The sequence below is a fragment of the Oxalobacteraceae bacterium OTU3CINTB1 genome, assembly GCA_024123955.1.
Classification (GTDB): domain Bacteria; phylum Pseudomonadota; class Gammaproteobacteria; order Burkholderiales; family Burkholderiaceae_D; genus Rugamonas.
Genome location: CP099652.1, coordinates 5,169,326 through 5,191,224 on the forward strand (window position 1 = coordinate 5,169,326; position 21,899 = coordinate 5,191,224).

Annotated in this window: 12 protein-coding genes; 5 read left to right on the forward strand and 7 right to left on the reverse strand. The window is 58.0% G+C overall.

What is annotated here, in order from left to right:
- The first annotated feature begins 404 nt into the window (after nt 1-404).
- The 4 genes from NHH73_22410 (at nt 405) to NHH73_22425 (ending at nt 10,672) form a co-directional block, all read left to right on the forward strand.
- Nucleotides 405-3,410, forward strand: a complete 3,006-nt coding sequence (locus tag NHH73_22410; protein USX25330.1) for a TonB-dependent receptor — start codon at nt 405-407, stop codon at nt 3,408-3,410.
- A 302-nt stretch (nt 3,411-3,712) separates the two neighbouring features.
- Nucleotides 3,713-4,324 (forward strand): alpha/beta hydrolase, encoded by a 612-nt coding sequence (locus NHH73_22415; protein USX25331.1) that lies wholly within the window; start codon nt 3,713-3,715, stop codon nt 4,322-4,324.
- A gap of 2,116 nt (nt 4,325-6,440) precedes the next feature.
- The gene (locus NHH73_22420; GenBank protein ID USX25332.1) at nt 6,441-9,284 is read left to right on the forward strand and encodes a TonB-dependent receptor; all 2,844 of its coding nucleotides are present in this window, start codon (nt 6,441-6,443) and stop codon (nt 9,282-9,284) included.
- A 224-nt stretch (nt 9,285-9,508) separates the two neighbouring features.
- Nucleotides 9,509-10,672, forward strand: coding sequence for a galactose mutarotase (locus NHH73_22425; GenBank protein ID USX25333.1), 1,164 nt, complete (start codon nt 9,509-9,511; stop codon nt 10,670-10,672).
- 75 nt (nt 10,673-10,747) lie between these two features.
- Here NHH73_22425 and agaR read toward each other — a convergent pair whose 3' ends face one another.
- The 7 genes from agaR to NHH73_22460 form a co-directional block, all read right to left on the reverse strand.
- On the reverse strand, nt 10,748-11,515 hold the full coding sequence (gene agaR, locus NHH73_22430) for a transcriptional repressor AgaR (GenBank protein USX25334.1): 768 nt from the start codon (nt 11,513-11,515) through the stop codon (nt 10,748-10,750).
- A gap of 124 nt (nt 11,516-11,639) precedes the next feature.
- Nucleotides 11,640-13,820: an alpha-galactosidase gene (locus NHH73_22435; GenBank protein USX25335.1), complete on the reverse strand. Its 2,181-nt coding sequence runs from the start codon at nt 13,818-13,820 to the stop codon at nt 11,640-11,642.
- A gap of 14 nt (nt 13,821-13,834) precedes the next feature.
- The gene (locus tag NHH73_22440; protein ID USX25336.1) at nt 13,835-14,914 is read right to left on the reverse strand and encodes an amidohydrolase family protein; all 1,080 of its coding nucleotides are present in this window, start codon (nt 14,912-14,914) and stop codon (nt 13,835-13,837) included.
- Between the two features lie 14 nt (nt 14,915-14,928).
- Nucleotides 14,929-15,888: an N-acetylglucosamine kinase gene (locus NHH73_22445; protein USX25337.1), complete on the reverse strand. Its 960-nt coding sequence runs from the start codon at nt 15,886-15,888 to the stop codon at nt 14,929-14,931.
- On the reverse strand, nt 15,872-17,065 hold the full coding sequence (locus NHH73_22450; GenBank protein USX25338.1) for an SIS domain-containing protein: 1,194 nt from the start codon (nt 17,063-17,065) through the stop codon (nt 15,872-15,874). The genes NHH73_22445 and NHH73_22450 overlap by 17 nt, the downstream gene beginning before the upstream one ends.
- Nucleotides 17,059-18,360, reverse strand: a complete 1,302-nt coding sequence (locus NHH73_22455; GenBank protein ID USX25339.1) for a D-tagatose-bisphosphate aldolase, class II, non-catalytic subunit — start codon at nt 18,358-18,360, stop codon at nt 17,059-17,061. Before NHH73_22455 ends, NHH73_22450 begins: the two co-directional genes overlap by 7 nt.
- A gap of 12 nt (nt 18,361-18,372) precedes the next feature.
- A complete protein-coding gene (locus NHH73_22460; protein ID USX25340.1) occupies nt 18,373-19,284 on the reverse strand; it encodes a DMT family transporter in 912 nt (303 codons plus the stop codon).
- A gap of 589 nt (nt 19,285-19,873) precedes the next feature.
- On the opposite strand from NHH73_22460, the gene NHH73_22465 reads away from it, so the two are divergent.
- Nucleotides 19,874-21,844, forward strand: coding sequence for an NPCBM/NEW2 domain-containing protein (locus tag NHH73_22465; protein ID USX25341.1), 1,971 nt, complete (start codon nt 19,874-19,876; stop codon nt 21,842-21,844).
- Nucleotides 21,845-21,899 lie beyond the last annotated feature (55 nt).

Below are 21,899 nucleotides of genomic sequence, written 5' to 3' on the forward strand. Positions count from 1 at the left end.
TAAAAATGTATTCTGCTATGTTGCAAGCCTAAATCAGAACAATATTAACCTTGACGGCAGTCAGGAATTCACCGTACCCGTGCGCCGATACTTATCGTACGCCCGGGAAGGAATCTTAAATCATCAGAGAAATCGAAGTAAAATCATAAGAGACAGCGATTAACTGAGAGGAATCCGGTACCTTAACCAGGGCTTTTGGTAGCATTGACGGAAATCTATTTTTCTTATTGACTTTACATTCTATTTTAAAATATCCTTCATTCGCTCCGCTAATTTTTGAAAACGGTTTCAGCGCAAAACCGATACAAGACTACCGCAGGCTTAACACGCTAGTGGTGCACCTCGACCACGATACTTTCGGGGTGATAGCGGATCGGTGATCAAAACTATTCAGGAGACAGCATATGCAACAAACCAAAAAAACAGCGGTTGCGCTCGCGGTGGCCCAAGTTGTTTGGGTAACAGCGGGAGCACATGCGCAGAGCGAAAAAGGAAATGACGCGGCTGCCGTTGTAGTGGTAACAGGGCAGCGTGCAGCGCTCAATTCAGCTCAAAAAATCAAGCAGGACGCTGACGAGATCGTCGACTCTGTCGTCGCTGACGACATTGGCAAACTGCCGGACCGCTCAATCACGGAGGTTTTGCAACGTATCGTCGGCGTCAGCATTGACCGCCAGCCAAAGGGAGACTCAGAGAAGTTTTCGGTCGAAGGTACCGGTGTCAACATACGCGGCCTGAATTATGTCCGCTCCGAACTCAACGGGCGCGAGGCTTTCGCCGCGAATGGCGGACGCTCGCTCAGCTGGGGCGATGTCCCTCCGGAGCTTATGGCCGGCGTCGATGTTTACAAAAATCCATCGGCCGAGCAGACCGAAGGTGGTATCTCCGGCTTGGTCAACCTGCGTACCGCGTTGCCGTTCGATTTTAAGGGCGCGCGCGCCGCCGCGTCGTTCGAGAAAAGCTACTCCACTCTCAAAAAAGGCAAACCCGGCAACTCCGGATCATTCCTGTACTCGAATCGCTGGAAGAGCGACATCGGCGAATGGGGCGTGCTATTCGATCTGGCCTCGTCGGAAAGTGCCACCCGCACAGACACCTTCCAGTTCGAGCCGTTCTTCCCTCGCACGGACCTGGTGCCTGGCCGGACTGTGTGGGTACCCAAGGGCGCCCAATGGCGCAGTTACGAATTCGAGCGCAAGCGACAGGGCGGCTATGGAGCCCTGCAATGGAAGCGCGGTGGTCTGCGCAGCGATGTGACCTTATTCCAGTCGCGCTATCAAGACCATTCTAACGGTCAGTCGATCTTTTCGTCAGCGAATGCCTATGGGTTACGGGTGCAGGACGGCACATACGACGACAAAGGCGCCTTCCAGACCGGCACGCTGGTAGATCCGAGCGGCGGCATCTCTTTCAACAATGCTGCCGGCTTCGATGAGGGCACTTCACGGACCACCGAGGCGTCCTGGAAGCTGGAGTGGCGGGCATCGGACGCATGGACCTTCAAAAGCGACCTTCAACGCGTAAAGGCTCGAGCAGAGGCGTTTTCGTCGACGGTCGGTCTGGGAATGCAAATGCCGCGCCAGCAACTCGACTACCGTGGCGAGCTGCCGAGCATTACCTTCAGCGATGCCGATAAAGTCTTCCTCGCCAACCCAGCAAATTACTACTGGGGTAGCACGATGGAGCACCGTAACAAGAACACGGCCAATGGCACTATCTGGAAGGGCGACGCCCGCTACACGTTCGGTGAATCAAAGGTATTACGAGACGTGCGTTTCGGCCTACGCTTTACTGATCGCAGCGCCGTCACGCAAAATTCTGATCCGAGCTACAACTGGTCGGCCATTTCGCAACCATGGCAGCTGGGCTGGAACATCAACAAGTTGGCTTACCTGAACGATCCGCGTTTCAAAGCGCCATACGTGACGAACTCGTTCCCCAATTTCTTTAACGGCTCGGTCAACGTTCCGGCCGTGGTGTTCCCTGCGCCGTCCGTGCCTAGGGACTATCCATCGTCGTACGCGGAGGTGCATAGTTACCACGACATCCTATGCGAGGAGCGGCGGCGCTTGCAAGGCGGTGGCGGTTGCGATCCATGGAAGCCAGCCAAATTCGGCGGCGATAATCCGGCCGGGACCAACGACCAGTCCGAGAAGTCCCAGGCCGCATATGGCCAGCTGCGATTCGGCTTCGACGACCTGCGCTTTCCAGTCGATGGCAACCTCGGCGTACGCTATGTTCGTACCCGCTCGCATTCGCGCGGCTTCGTTTCCTTCACACCGACCGCGAACATTCCTGCCGGCTCGCAACTGCAAGGGGTGCCGATTCCGAACATCGCCGCGTTCGCGCAAAAGCTCGACGTCGAGAATTCGTACGACAACGTTCTGCCGACGTTGAACCTGCGCATGAAGGCGAGCGACAAACTGCAGTTCCGCTTCGCATTTGGCAGTTCGCTGTCGCGTCCCGACTTTTCGTCGCTGCAGGCCTATACCACCTTGAACCAAGCAATTACCTCGCAAACCAACGCCCAGACCAAGGTTGTTACTGTCACCAGCGTCAATCGTACCGGCACCGCATCGGGTAATCCGATGCTAAAGCCGATCACCTCCAAACAGGCCGACTTGACGACCGAATGGTACTTCGCCAATTCAGGCTCGCTGACGCTGGCAGTGTTCGACAAGCGTCTCTCGGACGTGATTGTCGACCAGACCATAGGCTACAGTCTGGCGGACACCAGCGGGAAGATGCAGGACTTCCTGGTGACTTCGCCGGTCAACGGCGCCAAAGGAAAAATCCAGGGCGCCGAACTGGCCTATCAGCAGTACTATGACGGGCTTCCGAATTTGTTCAAGGGTTTCGGCTTCTCCGCCAACTACACTTACGTGCGCAGCCGACGCACGCTCTACCAGCCAGTGTTCCAGGCCTACTGCACCGGTGGTACTGGTGCCGCCAACATCAACCTCAAAGTGAATGGCTGCGATACCGACGGCCGCACCTTTGGCAATCTGCCGCTGCCGAATCTGTCGAAGAACTCGTACAACCTCGCGCTGCTCTACGACCGTGGTCCGGTGTCAGCGCGCATCGCCTACAGTTGGCGCTCACGCAGTCTGATTACGGTCAGCGGTAACGGGACCAATGGCGGCGACGGCACCGATACCAATCCCGCCAGCCCTACCTACGGTCAGCATAATGTGCCATGGGGCTTGCCACTTTGGGCAGCGGACTACGGTCAAATCGACGCTGGCCTGTCCTATAAAATCAGCGAAAACTTGAAGATTGATGTCCAGGGGCAGAACCTCGGTGACGCCCGCTACAAGCAGATAATGCAGCAGGGCATAGGTGATCGCTACCGTGCGTTTTTTGTCTCGGGGCCTCGCTATAGCTTACGCCTAGGTTATTCTTTCTTCTGATGACCACGCGCCAACCACCAGATCCAAGGGATATGGTGGTTGGCGCAACCTTCCGTAGTAGAGCAAGCGGATGCGGCGTCACAGTCATTGTATGAACAGAGCGAAAAAAAATGACGCATGCTTTAAGCCAGTTTCGAGATAGCTTCAAAATTGCCTGTGGATCACGTAGGATTGGTTGCTGAGCAATGGTCCTTATCAATAAAAAAAGTTCAGGACCATCCTTCTATTTCTTGGAAAAACGTCAAGCACCATCAACTTAATCAAGCACGTTACGGTTGCTGGCTCCAACACTAAAAAATAAAATGCCTTCTAAATTACTTTTTCTTCCCGGCGCGCTGGGGCGCATGGATTTCTGGCTTCCGGCTTCTCAACTTATTCGTAACCAAGCGGAAAAAATTCACATCGGCTGGCCTGGCTTCGGTTCAACACGACCTGAAGCAGACGTGAACGGTATTGATGATCTAGTCGCCAAAGTTGTCAGTCGACTTGACAGCCCCTGTGCATTAATCGCGCAATCAATGGGGGGTGTTGTTGCCATCCGAGCTGCATTGGCGCGACCTGATAATGTCACACATCTGATTCTTGCAGCGACCTCCGGCGGTCTCAATATGGACGGTCTAGGAGCTGAGGACTGGAGAGCATTTGTAAAAAAAGACTATCCGACGCTGCCAGAATGGTTCCTGAATTATCACGAAGATCTGACAGAGCGACTTTCAGAAATTCGTATCCCCGTTTTATTGCTCTGGGGCGGTGCTGATCCGATCAGTCCAGTTAAGGTTGGCGAGAAGCTTGCGAAACAATTTGCATACGCCAAACTTGTGATTTTTGAGGACGCAGATCATGACCTAGCACATACGAACGCCGTTGCAGTCGCCACGCTCATAGACCAGCACTTAAACACACAGCATTTATAATCAAATATTGCTGCATCCACGCAGATTGATAAACGACTAACTGGTTACTGAAATACTGATGGGTTTTGACTGACCACGATGTTCGATAGCGAATTGCAACCATTTGGGATTGGCGAAGGTAGATTGGGATAGCACTACCCCGCGTATGAAACTCATTTTTTGCTTGCTGCCGGATTGCCATCATTCGGATAGCGCGTGTTCCGAACGGATTTCTCATAAAACATCCGGTCGAACTTCTTCAGAACCACTAGCATCGCCATCGACTAATTATCCCCGACCGAATCAAATACAGGGGACTCGCCTGAAGAACACTCTTTATTATTAGGGTAGCCAGCACTTCTTTGGAAAATTACGTGATGCGTCTCGCTTGCAAGGCGCTCACCTTGCCGGTATGAATTCCTTCAGCTTGCCTAGGTAACAGAGGCTTTTGCGGAGGGTGTGATCGCGCATCGGTTCCTTTGCAGGGCATTGAGATTTCTGGCTAATATTGCATGAACAACGTCGGCAGCCTCGTAAAGGCAGGATTCCACGCGCCTACTGGTGAAGTTATGGCAGCCGGTAGCGCTTTCGCGTTACTTGAGCAACTCAAACGAAACCATCCCCTTTTGTACCTACATCGGGTGGACCAAGGTTTCAAGTGCAAACCTGCAACGAACGCTTGAAAAAGGTTTCAATCCCGCAAATACGGCGTCGATTTGGCGCGCTTTGCAGATTTTTTGGCGCAGTTTGCCTACGTAAACTGAATGTTCGTCTTTATCATGTTTAGCCAAGGACTGAGGGGTATCAGGAATTTAGTATGTGCGCATGTCTACAGATAGTTCAATTTATGATGCCGCTTGCACGTAACTTCGCCTCTAGCGATGCCCACAATACGCTTAGTGCAGCGTGGTTATCGAACAGGGCAGTTATTCAAGCGGACCGGACATGGAAGCTATACGTCGTCCGATCTAATCGTGGCTCGATTAGGCCCTGCCCTAATTGGGACTTCCGCCGCACTGCCCGGCGCCATACGCGTTGCCCCCCTGCTTGCCGTGAGCGAATTCGCCCATTGCTCTTGGCGCGCGAAGTCTACGGCGGTTCGCTGGGTTCGCTAAACAATGCCGCCGTGGAAGGAATGGTGCACACCACGTCGCTGATCCTCGGCGCCCCGCCCTACATAGACGAGGCGAAGCTGCGTCTTGCCCCGCCGACCGTCGACCGACAATTCGGCGAGTACAGAGCCGTCCTAACTTCGGCGCCCTGCTCAGCCGAGCACTGCAATTATCCTCACAGACGCCCGACCTTCCCGCCTGCGTTTGCACCAACCTCGTCGGCGCACTGGCGGGCACCATCGACGCAGAGTTTTTCGTTCGAGTCCAGTTCTTTGATGTGCACTGCAACCCGCAGTGGTCTCTTGGTACATCGACCGAAGCAACGAACTGGAGCCCGGCGTACTTTAGGTTTCAGTGGAAATAACTCCGATCATCGCCGCTGCCAATGAGCGCGTTTTCCACGCCATGCGACATCTCACGCTGTCGGTCGAACCAGCGATCCAGACTAAGGACGACCTGCGGAACATGCTGACGCCGAGATTACGGCAAAGATCCCATGAAGGTCCGTTTGCATAGCCACGTTTGAAGCCGCCTGGAGGAAGCGAAGGCACTGCGGGCAAAGTGGCCAGCACCAGCTTGAGGCCTGAACCGCTGGCAGCGCTACTATCAGCGGCAAGTGGGACACGCTCGCTGTGTTTCGAACGCCATTCCGCGACGCCACTACGCATGCACCGCTCACAGCGGCATCAAGTTAGCGAGCACACCTTTCGAACGAAAGCTAAATGGTGGTAACGCAAAAATACAACAAAATAAAAGATAAACGCAAGAATTAGTGAGTTTCGAAGTGTTTCGATATAGACTAAATAACTAATCAGGTTGAAATATGGCTGAAGATACTTTCGATTGATGAAAACGAAAGCATCAGGCCTTGTGAAACTGAAATACGAAACAAAGTAAACGTGCTAGGCAATACCCGCCAGCGATTCCCAACCCTACGGGGTAGGACTGGTTATCTCAATCGGACAGCCTTTCGGTTTACCGCGTTCACCTGCGCTACTCCAATAACTTAGAAAAGGGACCGTTTAATGACTCACCTGCAACGCCGCTCACACGCAGGCAGTTACCCTCACCTGGTACTGCATCCGCTGACTTCCGCATGCTTACTCGCACTGGCCACTTTCGCTGCCCCCGCCCAAGCTCAGGACGACACTGTTACGCCCACTGTTGAGGACGTAACTAAGGTCGTAGTCACCGGCACCCGCGCCAGCCTAAGGGAGTCGCTAGCGCTAAAGCGTAACTCGGCTGTTGTACAGGACAGCATTAGCGCGACCGAGCTCGGTCGGTTCCCCGACAATAACGTCGCGGACTCGCTGAGTCACATCACTGGCGTCTCCATAACCCGCACTGCCGGCGGCGAAGGCCAAAAAGTCAGCATACGCGGCCTAGGTCCCGATTACACGATCACCACTTTCAACGGCCGCCTGCTTGGTACTGACAGTGCGGGTCGCTATTTTGCCTTTGACGTGTTACCGGCTGACGTCATCAGCGGTGCCGACGTTGTCAAGTCGACCCAGGCTCAGTTGATTGAAGGTGCCATCGGCGGACTTGTGAACCTGCGCTCCGCCAGCCCGTTCGACCAGAAGGGCCAGCGCGGCCTACTGCGCGTCGAAGGTGACCGCAACCAGATGAGCAGCCTAAACGGTAAAAAGCTGTCCGGCACGTACAGCAACACCTTCAGCGACCAGGTCGGCGTGCTGCTCGGCGTCGTCTATGCCAACCGCGATGTGCGCACCGACACTGCAGGTAACGATGGCGGCTGGTCGCGTAACCCCATTCCAAGCGACCCTAGCCAGTTCTGGGAGTCAGGCAACACCTGGGGAGGCCCCATTGATCCCAACGGCAACGGCAAACTCGACGCCAACGAAGAAGGTCTGGTAGGACCCGGACAGTTCCGCTTCGGATCCATTATGGAGAAGAAGAAACGCCTGGCGGTTTCAGGCAAAGTGGAATGGCGGCCGACCAGTGACGTGAAGGTCATTTTCGACGGTTTCAAAACCCGACTGGACTCGCCGCAAGTCGGCTACCAGCTGTCGTACTATCCGCTGTACTCGCCAGGCCGGTGGTCTAACATGAAGGTCACAAACGGCGTCGTCACCGACGTGACTTTGTCTAGTACCGACCCTGAACTGAGGCTAAATCCCGAGGTCCTGAACAAGACCGAGTTCCGAGTGGTGGATACCGCGATGTATGGTGCGAAAGCGGAATGGAAGATTTCGCCGACGCTGAGAGTAGACAGCGACATCTACCTGTCCACATCGAAGCGCAACTCCGGCGGCAAGGACAGCTACGTAGTCCTGCGTATGAATCAGCCTAATGTGACGCGCATTCAGCTCAACGGTGGGGCTGTACCGGACGTGAAGACCACGCTTGCCGACGGCCGCGACTTACAGACTGGTTTGACCCAAGGTCTGTTCAAAGACAGCGACTTCAACACCCACTACTATGGCCGGGCGGGCGATAACATCGATGACCGCATCGGTGGCGCAACCTTGAATGCCGAATGGAAGCAAGACCGTTTCAACGTCGACCAGATTAAGTTCGGCCTGAGCCAGACCAACCGCAAAAAGAAACGCGACATGATCAATAACGCGTTCAATGCAGGCCAAGACCACTATTCTGGCGAAAACGCAATTAATGTAGGAGCTCTGGGCGCCAATGTGATTAACCAGACGTTGAGCCCGAGCGGCTTCCTTTCAGGTGTAACCGGAAACTTCCCGCGCAGCTTCCTAGGTTTTGACGTCAACAATTACGCGCAGGCGTTAAAGGGCTACGATGGCAAGCCTAGACCGGGCGGCGGGGTCTACAGCTCTGCCTTGTCGGCGCCGGCATGGAATCCGCTCGAAAGTTACCGTGTGACCGAGAAAACCACAGCCGCCTTCGTGCAAGCTGAGCTTTCCGGCGAAAAATGGACGGCCGACGCGGGCGTGCGCCTCGTTCACACCAAAACCACCTCGCAGGCATGGGATGCTAAGATCAACGAAATCGTGGAAAACGGCGCGTTCAACTTTACTGCTGTTTATGCCGCCCCTTCCGTCGTGAAGCAAGATGCGAGCTACACCTTCGCATTACCGTCCGCCAACTTTACTTATGCTATAACGGACTCGCTGCAGCTTCGACTCGGCGCTGCCAAGACAATGGCACGCCCCTCGGTGGACAAGCTCGCTCCGTCAAGCACCACCGCAAGCATTTCCTGGGGCGACTTCACGCAGATATACGGAGGCAATGCCGAACTCAAGCCGTACTCCGCGCGCCAAGCTGACGTGTCGTTGGAATGGTACTACGCCAAGAGCTCGGCGCTTACATTCGCGCTCTACCAGAAAAATATCAAGAATCAAATTACTACCCTCTGGCTCACGGGGCAGAACATCGGTGCGCCAGGCGGCCGCCTGTTCAACGTCCAGCGTCCGATCAACGGCGACAGTGCTAAGGCGCGCGGCATGGAGATCGGCCTGCAACATTTGTTCGACAACGGCTTTGGCGTGCGCGGGCAGTACACGCGCAATCTGTCTAGCAGCTGGGTAAACGGTATCGAACGACCGCTAGAGGGCATCGCTCCAGCGACTGCGTCGTTGGGCGTGTTGTATGAGCGGGGTCCGTGGAGCATGAGCACTACCGCCGACTATACCGATTCTTTCGTCACCGCCACCAACGTACTCGGTGCCGGATTTAACGAAACAGCCAACGCGGTGACGTGGTTGACAGCACAGATGGCGTATGAAGTGAACAAGTCGCTGCGGATCAGCATCGAGGGTAACAACTTGACCGATGCGAAGCAGGTTACAAAACTGGGCAACGGTTCCATTACTCTGCCGAACGGTTATTATCGCTACGGTCGATCCATCACACTGGGCGCCAGCCTGAAGTTCTGATGGGGAGGGGCACCCCAAACACACGCCCCGGCCCCCTCCCGCAACCTCGTGTGTGTCCTTTGCCGTCCCGCTACCCGGGGCGGCTTTTTTTATGAGCGTCTAGGTGAAGCCCAACCACGGTGCGTTGTCAGACATATTTTGACGAGAAAGTTACCCTAACACTCCCGTCCCGTTATGGCACATTCTATTTTTAACCGAGACTTTATAACTATATGAACTTTTCGATGAGACACGTCAAAGCCCTCTCGCTTACCACCCTGGTCGGACTGAGCGCTTGCAGCCAGTTGCCGGCCCCCGATCTGGCGTCCGCCGGACTGTCCGCGTCGCGCACGTCGTTCGGCACCTTGAGCAATGGCGCCAAGGTTGAAGCCGTAACATTGAAGAATGCCGCTGGCATGTCGGCCACGCTGATCTCGTACGGCGCCACCGTGCAAAGCCTGCGCTTCCCCGACAAGCAGGGCAATGCCGCCGACCTGGTGGTGGGTTACGACACGCTGGCCAGCTACGAAACCACGCCCGGCTTTACCAACGTGACAGTCGGCCGCTACGCCAACCGCATCGCCAACGGCAAGTTCGCGCTGGACGGCAAGCAGTACGCGCTGTCGCAGAGCGAACCGCCGAACACGCTGCATGGCGGCAGAGTCGGCTGGGACAAGCGCAACTGGGTCGTCAAATCGGTGGAGCAGGCAGCCGACAAGGCCTCGGTCACGTTCACGCTCACATCCCCCGATGGCGACCAGGGTTTCCCAGGCACCGTCGTGGCCGACGTGACGTACGAACTGAATAACAATAACGACCTGACCATCCACTATGGCGCCACCACCGACAAGCCCACGGTTGTCAACCTGACTTACCACAGCATGCTCAACCTGTCGGGCATCCCGGCCACGGGCCTGGCCACCGACGCCGAGCTGACCATCGAAGCGGACGCCATCCTGCCGGTGGACGATACGTTGATCCCGAGCGGACAGCCGCTGCCGGTGGCCGGCACGCCGTTCGATTTCCGCACGCCTGCCGATGTCACGCAACGCGCGCGCGCCACGCACCCGCAGCTGGGGCTGGCCAACGGCGGCATCGACCATAACTACGTGCTGCGCGGCGGTAAAACCGTAACGCCGAAGCCGGCCGTCACGTTCGAGGATCGCCAGTCCGGTCGCGGCCTGAAAATCGCCACGACCGAGGCCGGCATGCAGGTGTACACCGGTAATTTCCTGAAGGGCGAGATCGTGGGCAAGGGCGGTCAGCGCCTGACCAAATACCAGTCGATCAGTTTCGAGGCGCAGGGCTATCCCGACAGTCCGAACCAGCCGGCATTCCCGTCCACGCGCCTGGACCCGGGCCAGAACTACGCCCAGACCACCGTATTCCACTTCTACCAGCTGCCTTGATCAGCGCTGGTTAGCAAACGATCCCCGGCGCCGTTAAGGCAATGCGGATCGTAACTAGGGAAATAACGGTTTGGGTCAATCGGCAATCAGGAGCTCGATGCCGGCATTGAGCAGGCCGTCGCGGTACTCGCGGCTGATGCCAGCGTCGGTAATAACGGTATGCACGCGATTTAGTTGAACGATGCGGTGGAGGCTTACACAACCGAACTTTGACGCATCTGCGAGGACAATTACTTGTTTTGCCCGATCCACCATCTTGTGATTGAGGCTCGCCTCCGCTTCGTGATGAGTCGTCACGCCAAACTTCAGATCAAAGCCGTCAACGCCGAGGAAGAGCTTATCGAAGTTATAGGCTTGCAAGCAAGCTTCAGCCTGCAGGCCCTGAATTGAAAGCGATTGCTTGCGCAGCAAACCGCCGGTCAGGATTAGGTCGACGCCGGCGGCGTCGGCCAGTTCCCAGGCGATGTTGAGGCCGTTTGTCATCACCGTGATGTTCTGCGCGTTACGCAGGTGGCGCGCCAGCGAAATGGTAGTGGTGCCCGAATCGATAATGACGTTTTCACCTGCTTTCACCAAACTGGCGGCCAGAGCACCGATCCGCTCTTTCTGGTCATGGTTGATCGCGTCTTTTTGCGGCACCGTATGCTCGGTCGGCGGAGTGCGTGCCGGCATGGCACCACCGTGGCTGCGGATGGCTAGGCCCTGCGACTCCAACGTACTCAGATCGTTGCGGATTGTCACCGCCGAGACGCCCAACTGTTTGACAAGTTCGTTAACCTGCACAGATCCGTGCTCGGTGAGTGCTTTCAGAATAATTGCGCGGCGTTGACCGGTCTGTGCCATAGTTGGGCGATAAGTTTTAACAAAACAACAGCTTAACAGATCTGGGCAGCCAGAGGCCGCCTGTAGCCTTTGCTCCATGGTGTCTGCCAGGGGAAAGCGCAGCAGCCGAGGTGGCTGCTGCGGGTTATACCGGGGTCGCCTCCAACAAAAGAGCACGCTCGAAACGCAGTGTGAGGCGCTGTGGCCGCCCGCCGTCGACCTCGCCGATGTCCTTGTCATCGGCGTAGTTGCGCAGGCGCCAGCGGCCGGGGCCAAGTCCCCGGATTTCAACGGGTCCATCCCAACGGGGTGCATAAAAAGCAAAATACATGTTGCGATCCTTTTGCACGACGTGGCCCTCGGGTTTGTCGAAGCCGATGTCGTACAGCTCGCCGCGATAGACGCCGTTAGACAGCATCTTGTCGCGATAGATGCTTATCCATTTACGCCACTGGCCCTCGCGCTCCGGTGTCAGCAGATAGCTGTCCTTGGGCTTGGGATCTACCGGCCAAGTGAATTTGGTCGACAATACCGCCCCGATACCGATGGTCGAGGCGAAATCATCGCCGCCATCACTCAGCTCGACGTGGTCGCCAGCGTATGGGGCGGAGCGGCCCATCAGCGCCTTCAACGTCTTGCCTTTGTGGCGTATCTGCCAAGACGACAAGGGGTCGGCCGAAGGCGCTTGGTTCATGTACGGGAAGTTATGGAAGGCGTACGAGGTTCCGCAGGGGCAAAGCTCCACCACCGCATTGGGATTGATCTCGCGCGCGGTGTCGTACACCATTTTCCAGAAGTCCTGCAGCTTCTCGTAAGATTCCTCGGGCCGCGCATGCTTGTGCGCCGGGTTGTAGCAGGGTGCAACGCCGTTCAAATGCTGGCCGTCAATCTTGAGGCCCTGATAGCCCCACTCGCCGAAAATCTTGCGTATCCATTTTCGCGTCATCTCGATGGTTGGTTCATAGGCCGGGCATAGGTAGAAACTGTTCCACCACGTGATCAGTTGCGGTGCACCGTTCTTGTCCAGCAAAAGCATGTCCGTGTGATCATGCAGCAGGTCCGACCCCGGATCAACCGCCAGTGGCGTAATCCACAGCCGCGCTTTCAGGCCCGCGTCCTTGATTGAGCCGACCAGGCTGCGCATGTCGGCGTCGCCATTCGGGAACTTTTTAGAGTCAAGCTTCCAGTCACCTTCATTGTTCTGCCAGCCGTCATCGAGTACAGCCCATTCGAGGCCGAGCTCCTTAGCTTTTTGCAGTGTGCCAATCATAAGCGGCACGGTAAAATTGCGCTCGTAACCCCAAGCGCACCAGATCGGCTCGTATGATTCGGCCGGTGCCTGAGGGGCACTGATGCCGCGTACAGCCATCGCCTGCCGATACTGGTCCAGCGCTGAGAAATAATCACCTTTGTGCAGCGCCAGGAAGGTATCCATCGTCTCCAGCGTTTCGCCGGGCTGCAGCGTTGCCTCGGTTTCGAAATCGACCGCCAATGATGCCCCGCCAGCCACCGAGCGCACGGGTAATGCCACAAGCCTTGGCACGGTGTCGAGGTGGCCAACGGCCAGGCCGCAGTCTCGGTTCCATACATCAACTGCCGGCGTCCCACTGCCGTAGTCAGAAGCGTTCATGCCCATGAAGTTACGCTGGTCGAAACCGTCCACTAGCGGTTGTATCCAGTCGCGCCGGTCGGCGTGCGATGCCCCGGAGAACGTCCAGAACGCAGCCTTGCGACCGGCTGCTGGCCGCAGCGTATGGGCGCTGTTGGACCAGCCGGCAACCGTCAGTGAGTTGTTGCCGACATTGCGGTAAGCGACGCGGATGACGGCAAAGCCAGACAATCGGTCATAGAAGGTCACCGTCACGGTTTTTTCGATGCCTTCGGCCGATTTGCCGCTTAAGCGATGCCTCACGCCCGGCCCCTGTGGGCCGTCCACGCGGTCAGCCGCTTGCGAGGACAATGCAAAGCGCTCGATCCAGCGACCGTTGGCGGCGTTGGCCGCGTTGGCGCTGGCGGCTACGACGGCTGCGTTGATGCCGGCGCCACTGGGGCCACTGTCGGCATGTGCACCCTGCACCACCCTGAGACGCTCGCTAGGCTCGAACGCCGTCACCGCCGCCGGTCGTGGCCCGAGCCGCGAGACTACGCGGCATTGCAACTGGCCATCGAATTCCAGGGCCATGGAAGCATCGCCGATTCGCGCTACATCCTTGCCTTTGGCGCCAGGCGCCACGGCGGCGGTGGCGTCGGCCACAGTTGACGCCACTGCCGTCCCAGCCAGCCACTGCAGCAAAGTGCGGCGGCGTAGATCCAGTTCTTTGTTCATGAGTCTCCCTTTTTTTATTGCCAGGCCGTTGGATAAGCCTGCTCCGCGTTGATGCGATAGAGTTTGTCGATCACTGCGCGCGGTAGCGCTAAGCCGCGCACAGGCTTATCGAGTTCCGGCACGGCGAAGCTGTCGCCCGTGACGAAGTAGCGCCAGTCGCGCCGCCAAACCGTGCCCATGTCCGCGACGAATGCCGCATCGTCCTGCTCTGCCGACTGCGCTAGGTCGGAACCATACATCAGCCGATCCTGATATTTGATGAAAAAAGCGCGTACCGTTTCAAGGTGCCGCTGCGACTGGTACTGCAACTGACCAATACGGGCGGCGACGTCAAGCCTCACGCCTGGGTGCTCATCGAGAAACCGTCCGATCCGGCCAACGTCATATTCCAGGGACGCAAGGTGTACGCCCGTAAAACGCATTTTCGGATGCTGCGCCAGCAGGTGGTCGCGCGCGGCCATCTGCTGCTCGTAACTGGGCATTTCTGGATGCAAGTACATATGATAGGCGGGATGATTCTTGAAATATTCGCGGTCATTGTTGACCGACATCTTTTCGATCGGCAACCAGCAGTTGTGAGGCTCGCCCTGATGCCCCAGCACCATGGCGCCGCGTTGCGTCAAGGCGTTGAACAATGGTGCGAAGCGGGCGTCATCTATCATCACCAGCTTACCCTGGCCGTCGCGTAAACTCATACCGATATTCTTCCAGACCTTGACACCCACGGCGCCGTCAACCAGTGCCGCATCGATGCTTTTCAGTGTTGCCTCATTCCAGCCCGGCTGGTCGAAGCCGTCGGTGGAGAAAGTTGCGACCCAGGCCACCTGCCGGGGATGTTGATGTCGGAGCGCGCTGGCCACCTTGCGCTGCTGGTCGAGCGACGGAAAATCCGGATAGTCGACGTTGATGGTCAACGCACGGAAATTGTCCTTACGTGCCAGCGCCAGCCAGGCGTCCTGGTTCTTACCATGCAAGTGCAGGTGCGCATCTATCTTCGGGATTTTTTCGAAGTCGTCCATGGTGTAGCCATCGGCCGCAAAAGACGGAGCGGCGATCAGGGCCGCGACAAGGGTAGTTAAGAGAGGCCAACGCATATAAAACTCCTTTTTTAGTCTGCCAAGCGTTCCAACGCAGCGAAGTCGAGCGGCGAGCCGGAGCTGCGGGCGGCATACAGCGCGGCACCCAGCACTGGAGCCAGGCGCGGCGCCACCAAACGATAGGAAGCTCCACGCGCCGCCAGCGCAAGGGCGAATGGTGCGCGCAGCGGACCGTCTTCACCAAACAGGCCGCCGGTATAGGACACAGCCAAGCACTGGGCAGCATCGATACCCAGCCCTGTCCTGACTGCATCGACCAAGGCGGCCAGCTCCGAGGCGCCGGCGGCGATGATAGTTTGCGCCTGGCTGTCTCCGCGCGCAGCAGCTTCCGACACAAGTCGAGATAATCCAGCAATGCGGCTGCGTTCTCCTTTGAGGTCGCCGTAGACGACCTGACACAGATCCAGATCGTCCCTCAAAGCCAAACGCTCGCGCACCAGTTGAAGCAGCGGCCCGCGTGGCGCACGGCCATCGCTCATGCGCGAGAACAGCGCGAGACCGGCGCGCGCGATCCAGTGCGCCGAGCCCTCGTCGCCGAACAATTCGCCCCAGCCGCCGGCTCGCGCCCGGAGCCCTGCGAATTCGCCGTAAGCCATCGAGCCAGTACCTGCGATGACGCTGATGCCGTCCGCGCCTGCTAGTGAACCTGCCCAGCTGCACACCATGTCGTTGCCGCAAAGGTAGCGGCCATGGCCCAGCACCGCGAGCGGCAGAGCATCCAGTCGCGCCTGTACAGTGCGATCTTCACCGTAGGCCGGCAGCCCGAAGAAAGAAAAGCTTATATCTGCCGCAGTAACGCCGGCCGCTGCAAACAGCGCAGCACAGCCACGCGCCAACAGGGCCGACACACCGGCCATGCCTACCTCGATATAATATGCACTGCTTTCCTGATGCCGCGCCAGCACCCGCCCCGCACTGTCGATCAGTGCAAATGCTGTTTTGGTGCCGCCGCCATCAACCCCGAGGAACATGCAGCTCTCCTGCCAGCGGATAGATTGTCACTCCACGCACCACGCGATTGACGGTGCCCGAAACGCTTGGCGTATCCGGGCGCAGCCCTTGCGCCAGGGACTGCAGTAGCGCAAACGACTGGCAGAACAAAATGTAGGGGAGCGCCAGCGCAAGGTCACAAACAAATTCTGCACCTTCCAGCACCACGCAGTCGTCGTCCAATTCCGGCCCTGTCTGACCGCTCAGTGCAAGCACGCGACCGGCGCGACCATCATTGCGCAGTTCTCGCAGCAGGTCCAGATCGTAGCGGCGCGCCTGCCGATCATTGGACAGCAGCACCACGACCAGCGTTTCATTGTCGACGACCGTCTTCGGACCATGACGGAAACCCAGCGGCGAATCGAACAATGCCACCACCCGACCATCGGTCAACTCCAGCAGTTTGAGCGAAGCTTCGCGCGCCAGCCCGCGCAACTCGTTGCTGCCCAAATAGACTACGCGCTTGTATTTTTGCGCCACCAGTGATTGCAGCAGCGGCAACGCAGTGCCATGCAAATTGGCGCCAGCGGCTGACGACACTGCGGCAGAATCGGGCGGCAGCAAGCCGAACGCCAGGGCAGCAGCCAGCAGCATTGAGGTGAAGCTGGTGGTCATGGCAAAGCCACGGTCATGGGTCGCATCCGGCAGCAGGATGGCATAGACATCGGCGCGACCTTGAGCTATGCGATACAGCGCGCCATCGGCGTTGCAGGTAATGACAAGGTGGTGCACGTCTTTCACCAACTGGTCTGCCAGAGCGACCGCCGCCAGACTTTCCGGACTACTGCCGGAGCGAGCAAACGATACCAGCAAGGTCGGCACATCAGCTTGTAGGAAATGCTGCGGGCCGGAAACGATGTCGGTCGTCGGGACGGCTTCGGCGCGCCAGCCCTTGCCCAGCATGGCCGGCGCAAGGCATTCGCCGAGAAAGGCCGAGGTGCCTGCACCGGTCAGCACAATGCGCAGGTTGCCGGAGGCGAGCAGCGGGCCCAAGAATCCGTCCAGCTCGGCGCGCTTATCCGTCACCAGCGCATCGATTTGCGGCCACACGCCTGGCTGTTGCGCGATTTCGCGCGCGGTCAAGCCGCCACCGGCAGCATCGAGCGCTGTGGTATTGAGTCCCAAAATATCATTTTCCACCTTATCTACCACTAGCATGTTTCCAGCTCCTTGATTGCGGCGCCTGCACAGGCATCCATGTATTGGCGCAGCACTTTGGCCACGCCTTCTTTCAATAACTCAACCGGCAGGTTGCGCACCCGCCCTTCGCGCACCGCCTCGTATTGCGCCGGCAGGTACTGGCTGAGCAGGGTAAGCGGCGGCGTGGTGCGTTCCAGGTTGTCCAGCAACTGCGCCTGCGCGGCCTGGATGGCCGGATGCGGCCAGTAGTAACGGATGCGGTCACTGAGGCTGTATTGCTGGTCGAAGCGCGCACGGGCCGGATCGTTGTCGTAGTACTTGCGCCAGTATTCCGGCTCGGTTCGCATCACTTCCAGCACCGTGTTCTTAAAATCGGACCCGTTGCCGGCACCCGTCATTTCTTCCTCGATGTCGGCCAGCGCCCACAAGGTTTCGCGCAGCGCGAAGGTCAACCCCGGACCCACTTTCAGGATCGCGAAATGGCCGGCTACCAGCGCGGCGAGGTTGGACGGCGTCTGATAATCGGTCGAGTGGGCCTCATACACCAGCGTGGGCTCGCCTTCGATGAAGCGGCTCAGCTCCGCCGCGCTCTGCGGCTGATAGTCGATCACCTTGTGATGGTCAAACTCTACCCCCGGTTGCACCACCAGGCCGACGACACGTGGCCATACAGCATCGAGGCCGGCTGCAGCAAACGCCAGGCGGTGTACCTTGATGGTCAGCGCCGCAGCGTGGGGGCTGGTGACGCTTAGTTCATCCAGATCTTCATGCGCCCCGCCCGGCACGGGCACCTCGGTGCCAACGACATATACTGGCGCTTCGCCGCCGGAAGCACGCCACGCGCGCTCGGCCACCACGCACAGACGCGCCGCACGCTCGGCAACCACGGCGTCGGGCAGTGGCACCGGATCGCCGGCGCACGACATCGAGCAATCGAGGTGGATCTTGCGAAAGCCCGCCTGCACATACTGGTCGATCAGCACGTCGGCCTTGGCCATGGCGGCAGCGGGCGATTCGCTTTGCCACGCATTCGGTCCCAGGTGGTCGCCGCCCAGCAGCACGCGTTCGCGTGGCAGGCCGGTGCGGTCGGCAATGCCGTAGACGAAATCGCGGAATGCGGCCGGCGTCATGCCGGTGTAACCACCATCCTGATTGACCTGGTTGGAGGTCGATTCAATCAGCACAGGCAAATGGCGCTCCAGTGCGGTTTCCATCGCGGCTTCGATAACAAGCGGATGCGCGGAGCACACTGAATGGATGCCAACTGCTTCATCAGCCTTGTGGCGGCGCACCAGGTTCAATAAATAATCCATTGTTAAAACTCCTTAAGTAGATTCATCAGCGCTATCGTCCGGCTGCAACGCCAGCAATAGCGCTGCCGCGAGAGACAAGACAATGCCGGCCAGCCGGAAGCCCGTCGGCACCGTCGATGCCAGCGCCAAGGCGATCACGGTGGTGAGCAGAGGTGCGCCGGCATTCACCAGTGGTGACACCATCAGCGCTTTGCCATGACGGAAGGCGTACACCAGCGTCAGTGCACCGACCGCGTTCAAAATCTGCGTGGCGGCGGCTAGCAGCGGCCCTGATGGACCGTAATTGATCGGTTGCGAAAAATCGGTCATCGCCAGCGCCACCGGGATGAAGATCAGCGCGCTGAGCGTCATGTAGAAGAAGATGCTTTCCGCATCCATGCTGGCGTTGGCCAGCTTGATGAAGTAGGCCTGCAAGCCCCATGCGACGAGCACACCCAGCGCGAGCACGAACCACATGCCATACTGCTGCGGCGCGCCTTGCGGCGCATAGTCGAACAATGGCAGCGCGCAGATCGCCAGCAGGATGCCGGCTATGCCCATGGCGCCGGTACGCTCGCGCAGGAACAGGAAGGACAGCACGATCGTCAGCACCGGCGACAGCGAAATCAGCGGAAAGATGAGGTAGGCCGGACCGGCCTTCACCGCGTAGAACAGCACCATCTGCCCGCCGGCGCCCAGCACGCCGATGGTCAGGCCATACCCGATCGAACGGCCGTCGCGGCGTACGCGCCAGCCGCTGCGGGCCAGGACGAACAGCGCCGGCGGCACCATCGTCAACGCCCACACGACATAGATCAGCGTTTCAGGAAAGCCATGCTGGCTGGGCAGGCCCGCAAACGCGCCCCATACGCCCCACAACAGCGTGGTGGTCAGTGCGTACATCAGCCAACCGGCACGGCGTGGCGTCATCGATAATGTGGTCATATTCATGGTCACCGATCAGAATTTCATGCTGATGCTAGGCGCATCAGTGCGGCACCACGTTTCAAAGCGGTAGAACACGTCGTTGCGACTAAGGCTGGGACGCATCACCGCATCACCAAAGTTTTTACCTTCGACAAACAAAGTGACGCCCGGATTGACGTCCAAGGATGCCGACGTTACGACTATTTCTACAGGCAACGCTCCCGAGCTGCGTCTTAGTCGCCCATCCATTTCGCTCCTCATCTGGCCTGTCCCATCTTGTCGTCTCGGTTTCTCTGTGTAGTGATCGTGTTGAATAGTAAGCAAGCAATAACGAAAATACAAACACTTTCGAAAACTTTCTTTAACTGTCTTTTTTTGTCCATATTTTAGTTGATGTAGGCAATTTCGTGTGAAAATCGAAACCTTAGACAAATTTTCGACTGCCGCTATAATTCGAGCGGCGTCATAAACTGGCTAAGAGACGAGCAATTCGAAACAACGGGGCACGAAAACCTTTCGAATCGGCGTTATTTCAGCTTCATCCTGTTCCCTATCCTAGTGTCACGGGTAGGTATGGTTTTCCAATTACAAAAGCAAGGAGATATGCATGCGACAAAGCCGCTCTAGTAACAGCGAGCTCCGTAAAACCAAATTGATTCACGGCCTGATGGCGGCGGCATTGACCACCTTGGCCATTCCCGTACTGGCCCTGCCAGGCGTAGATCAAGTGGCGCCCACCGGCAGGTGGGAGGGACATGCGAGTGGGACCGCCAAGACGCCGCCGATGGGATGGAACAGTTGGAACGCTTTTCGGACGGAAGTCGATGAGGATAAGGTGCTGGGGGCTGCTCGCGTGTTGGTTGACAGCGGGCTGGCAGATCTTGGCTATCGTCATGTCAACATCGACGATGGCTGGTGGCTTAAGCGGCGTCAGAGCGATGGCCGCATGCAGATACGCACCAACATCTTCCCGTCGGCAGCCACTGGCGGCGCGGAGGGAACCAGCTTTAAGCCATTTACCACCAAGCTTCATTCGATGGGGCTGAAAGCGGGCATCTACACCGATATCGGCCGCAACGCCTGTTCGCAAGCCTACGACCTGCACTCGCCCAATCTGCCACAAGGGACGACGGCTGAGCGGGAAGTTGGACTCGAGGGGCACGTCGAGCAAGACATCAATCTGTATTTCAAGGAGTGGGGTTTCGATTACATCAAGATCGACGCTTGTGGACTCGCCGATTTTGTGCCGAACTCCAAGCTGGTTAAAGAACAAAAGTACCGTGCGCTCGTGCCGCTCATTGACCGCAGCGCCATCAACCGCACCGACATCAAGGCCGTGCGTGGCCGGTACGAAGCGGTCGCCACCGCGCTCAAGGCCGCTAGGCCGGACAACGATTACGTGCTGTCGATCTGTGCCTGGGGGATGGCGAACGTTCGCTCCTGGGGCAAGGACGTAGGCAATTTGTGGCGCACTAGCGCCGACATCACGCCGAGCTGGACCAGCATGCTGCATAACTTCGACAGCGCTGCGAAGCGTCCGCTATACGCCGGCCCCGGCAACTGGAACGACCCGGACATCTTGCACATCGGCCACGAAGAATTTGATGCCGACCATCTGGTTGAGGCGCGCTCGCACTTCACCCTGTGGGCGATGATCAATGCTCCTCTACTGGTCAGCTATGACCTGCGCAACGGCCCAGCGGCGCTACTGGGAGTGCTGGGCAACGCCGAGGTGATCCGCGTGAATCAGGACCCGTCGGGACACCAAGGTGTCGTCACTTATGACTCCGATGATGCTCAGATCATCGTCAAGACACTCGGCGACGGTAGTCGAAAGGCCGTTGCGCTTTTCAATCGCGGCGCAGCACCGGCCCCGGTGATTTTACTGGCCAGGCACTTGAAACTGGCGGACGGCGCGCCGATCGTCCTGAAGGACCTTTGGTCGAAAAAAACGCTTACATTTTCCGGCGAGCAGGCATTCACGCTTGCGCCGCACGAGACGCTGGTGTTTGAAGCCACTGGCAAGCGGCAATTGCAAGACGGCGTCTACCTTTCGGAAATTCCCGGGTCGATCAATGTCGCCGCCGACGGCACCCGCCATCCTGAGCTCGATCCGACGATCCACCGCATGATCGATCCGTGGAGCAGTACCCGCACTGGTGGTTCGCGGGCGCAATATGCAGGCTGGGGAGGCGCGCAGGCCGATGCCACGCCTTATGGCCAGACCTTGCAGATCGCCGGGCAATCCTTCGATTCCGGTATTGGCGTGCTGTCGAACTCGCGAATTCAGGTCCGCAACGAAGCGGGTCACGAGCAGCTGCTGGCGTCAGTGGGCGTCGATGATTCCTCTGCCAACGTGAGCCAAGACGTGCAGTTTTTTGTCTATGGCGATGGCAAGCTCATTGCCAAAAGCCCGGTGACAACATTGGGCGGCAAGGCGATCCCGATTACGGCGAAGATTAAAGGCAGCAAGCTCATCGAGCTGGTGGTACGCGGCACTAAGTCGGAGTCTATGCAGCCGGCGGTGGCAACTTGGGGCGAGGTACGCTTTGTATCCGAAGCCGCCGCCGCTCGTTGACATGGTCCCCGGTTGGGGCCCCTTTCAACCTTTTCTGGAAAGGATAGCCATTCGT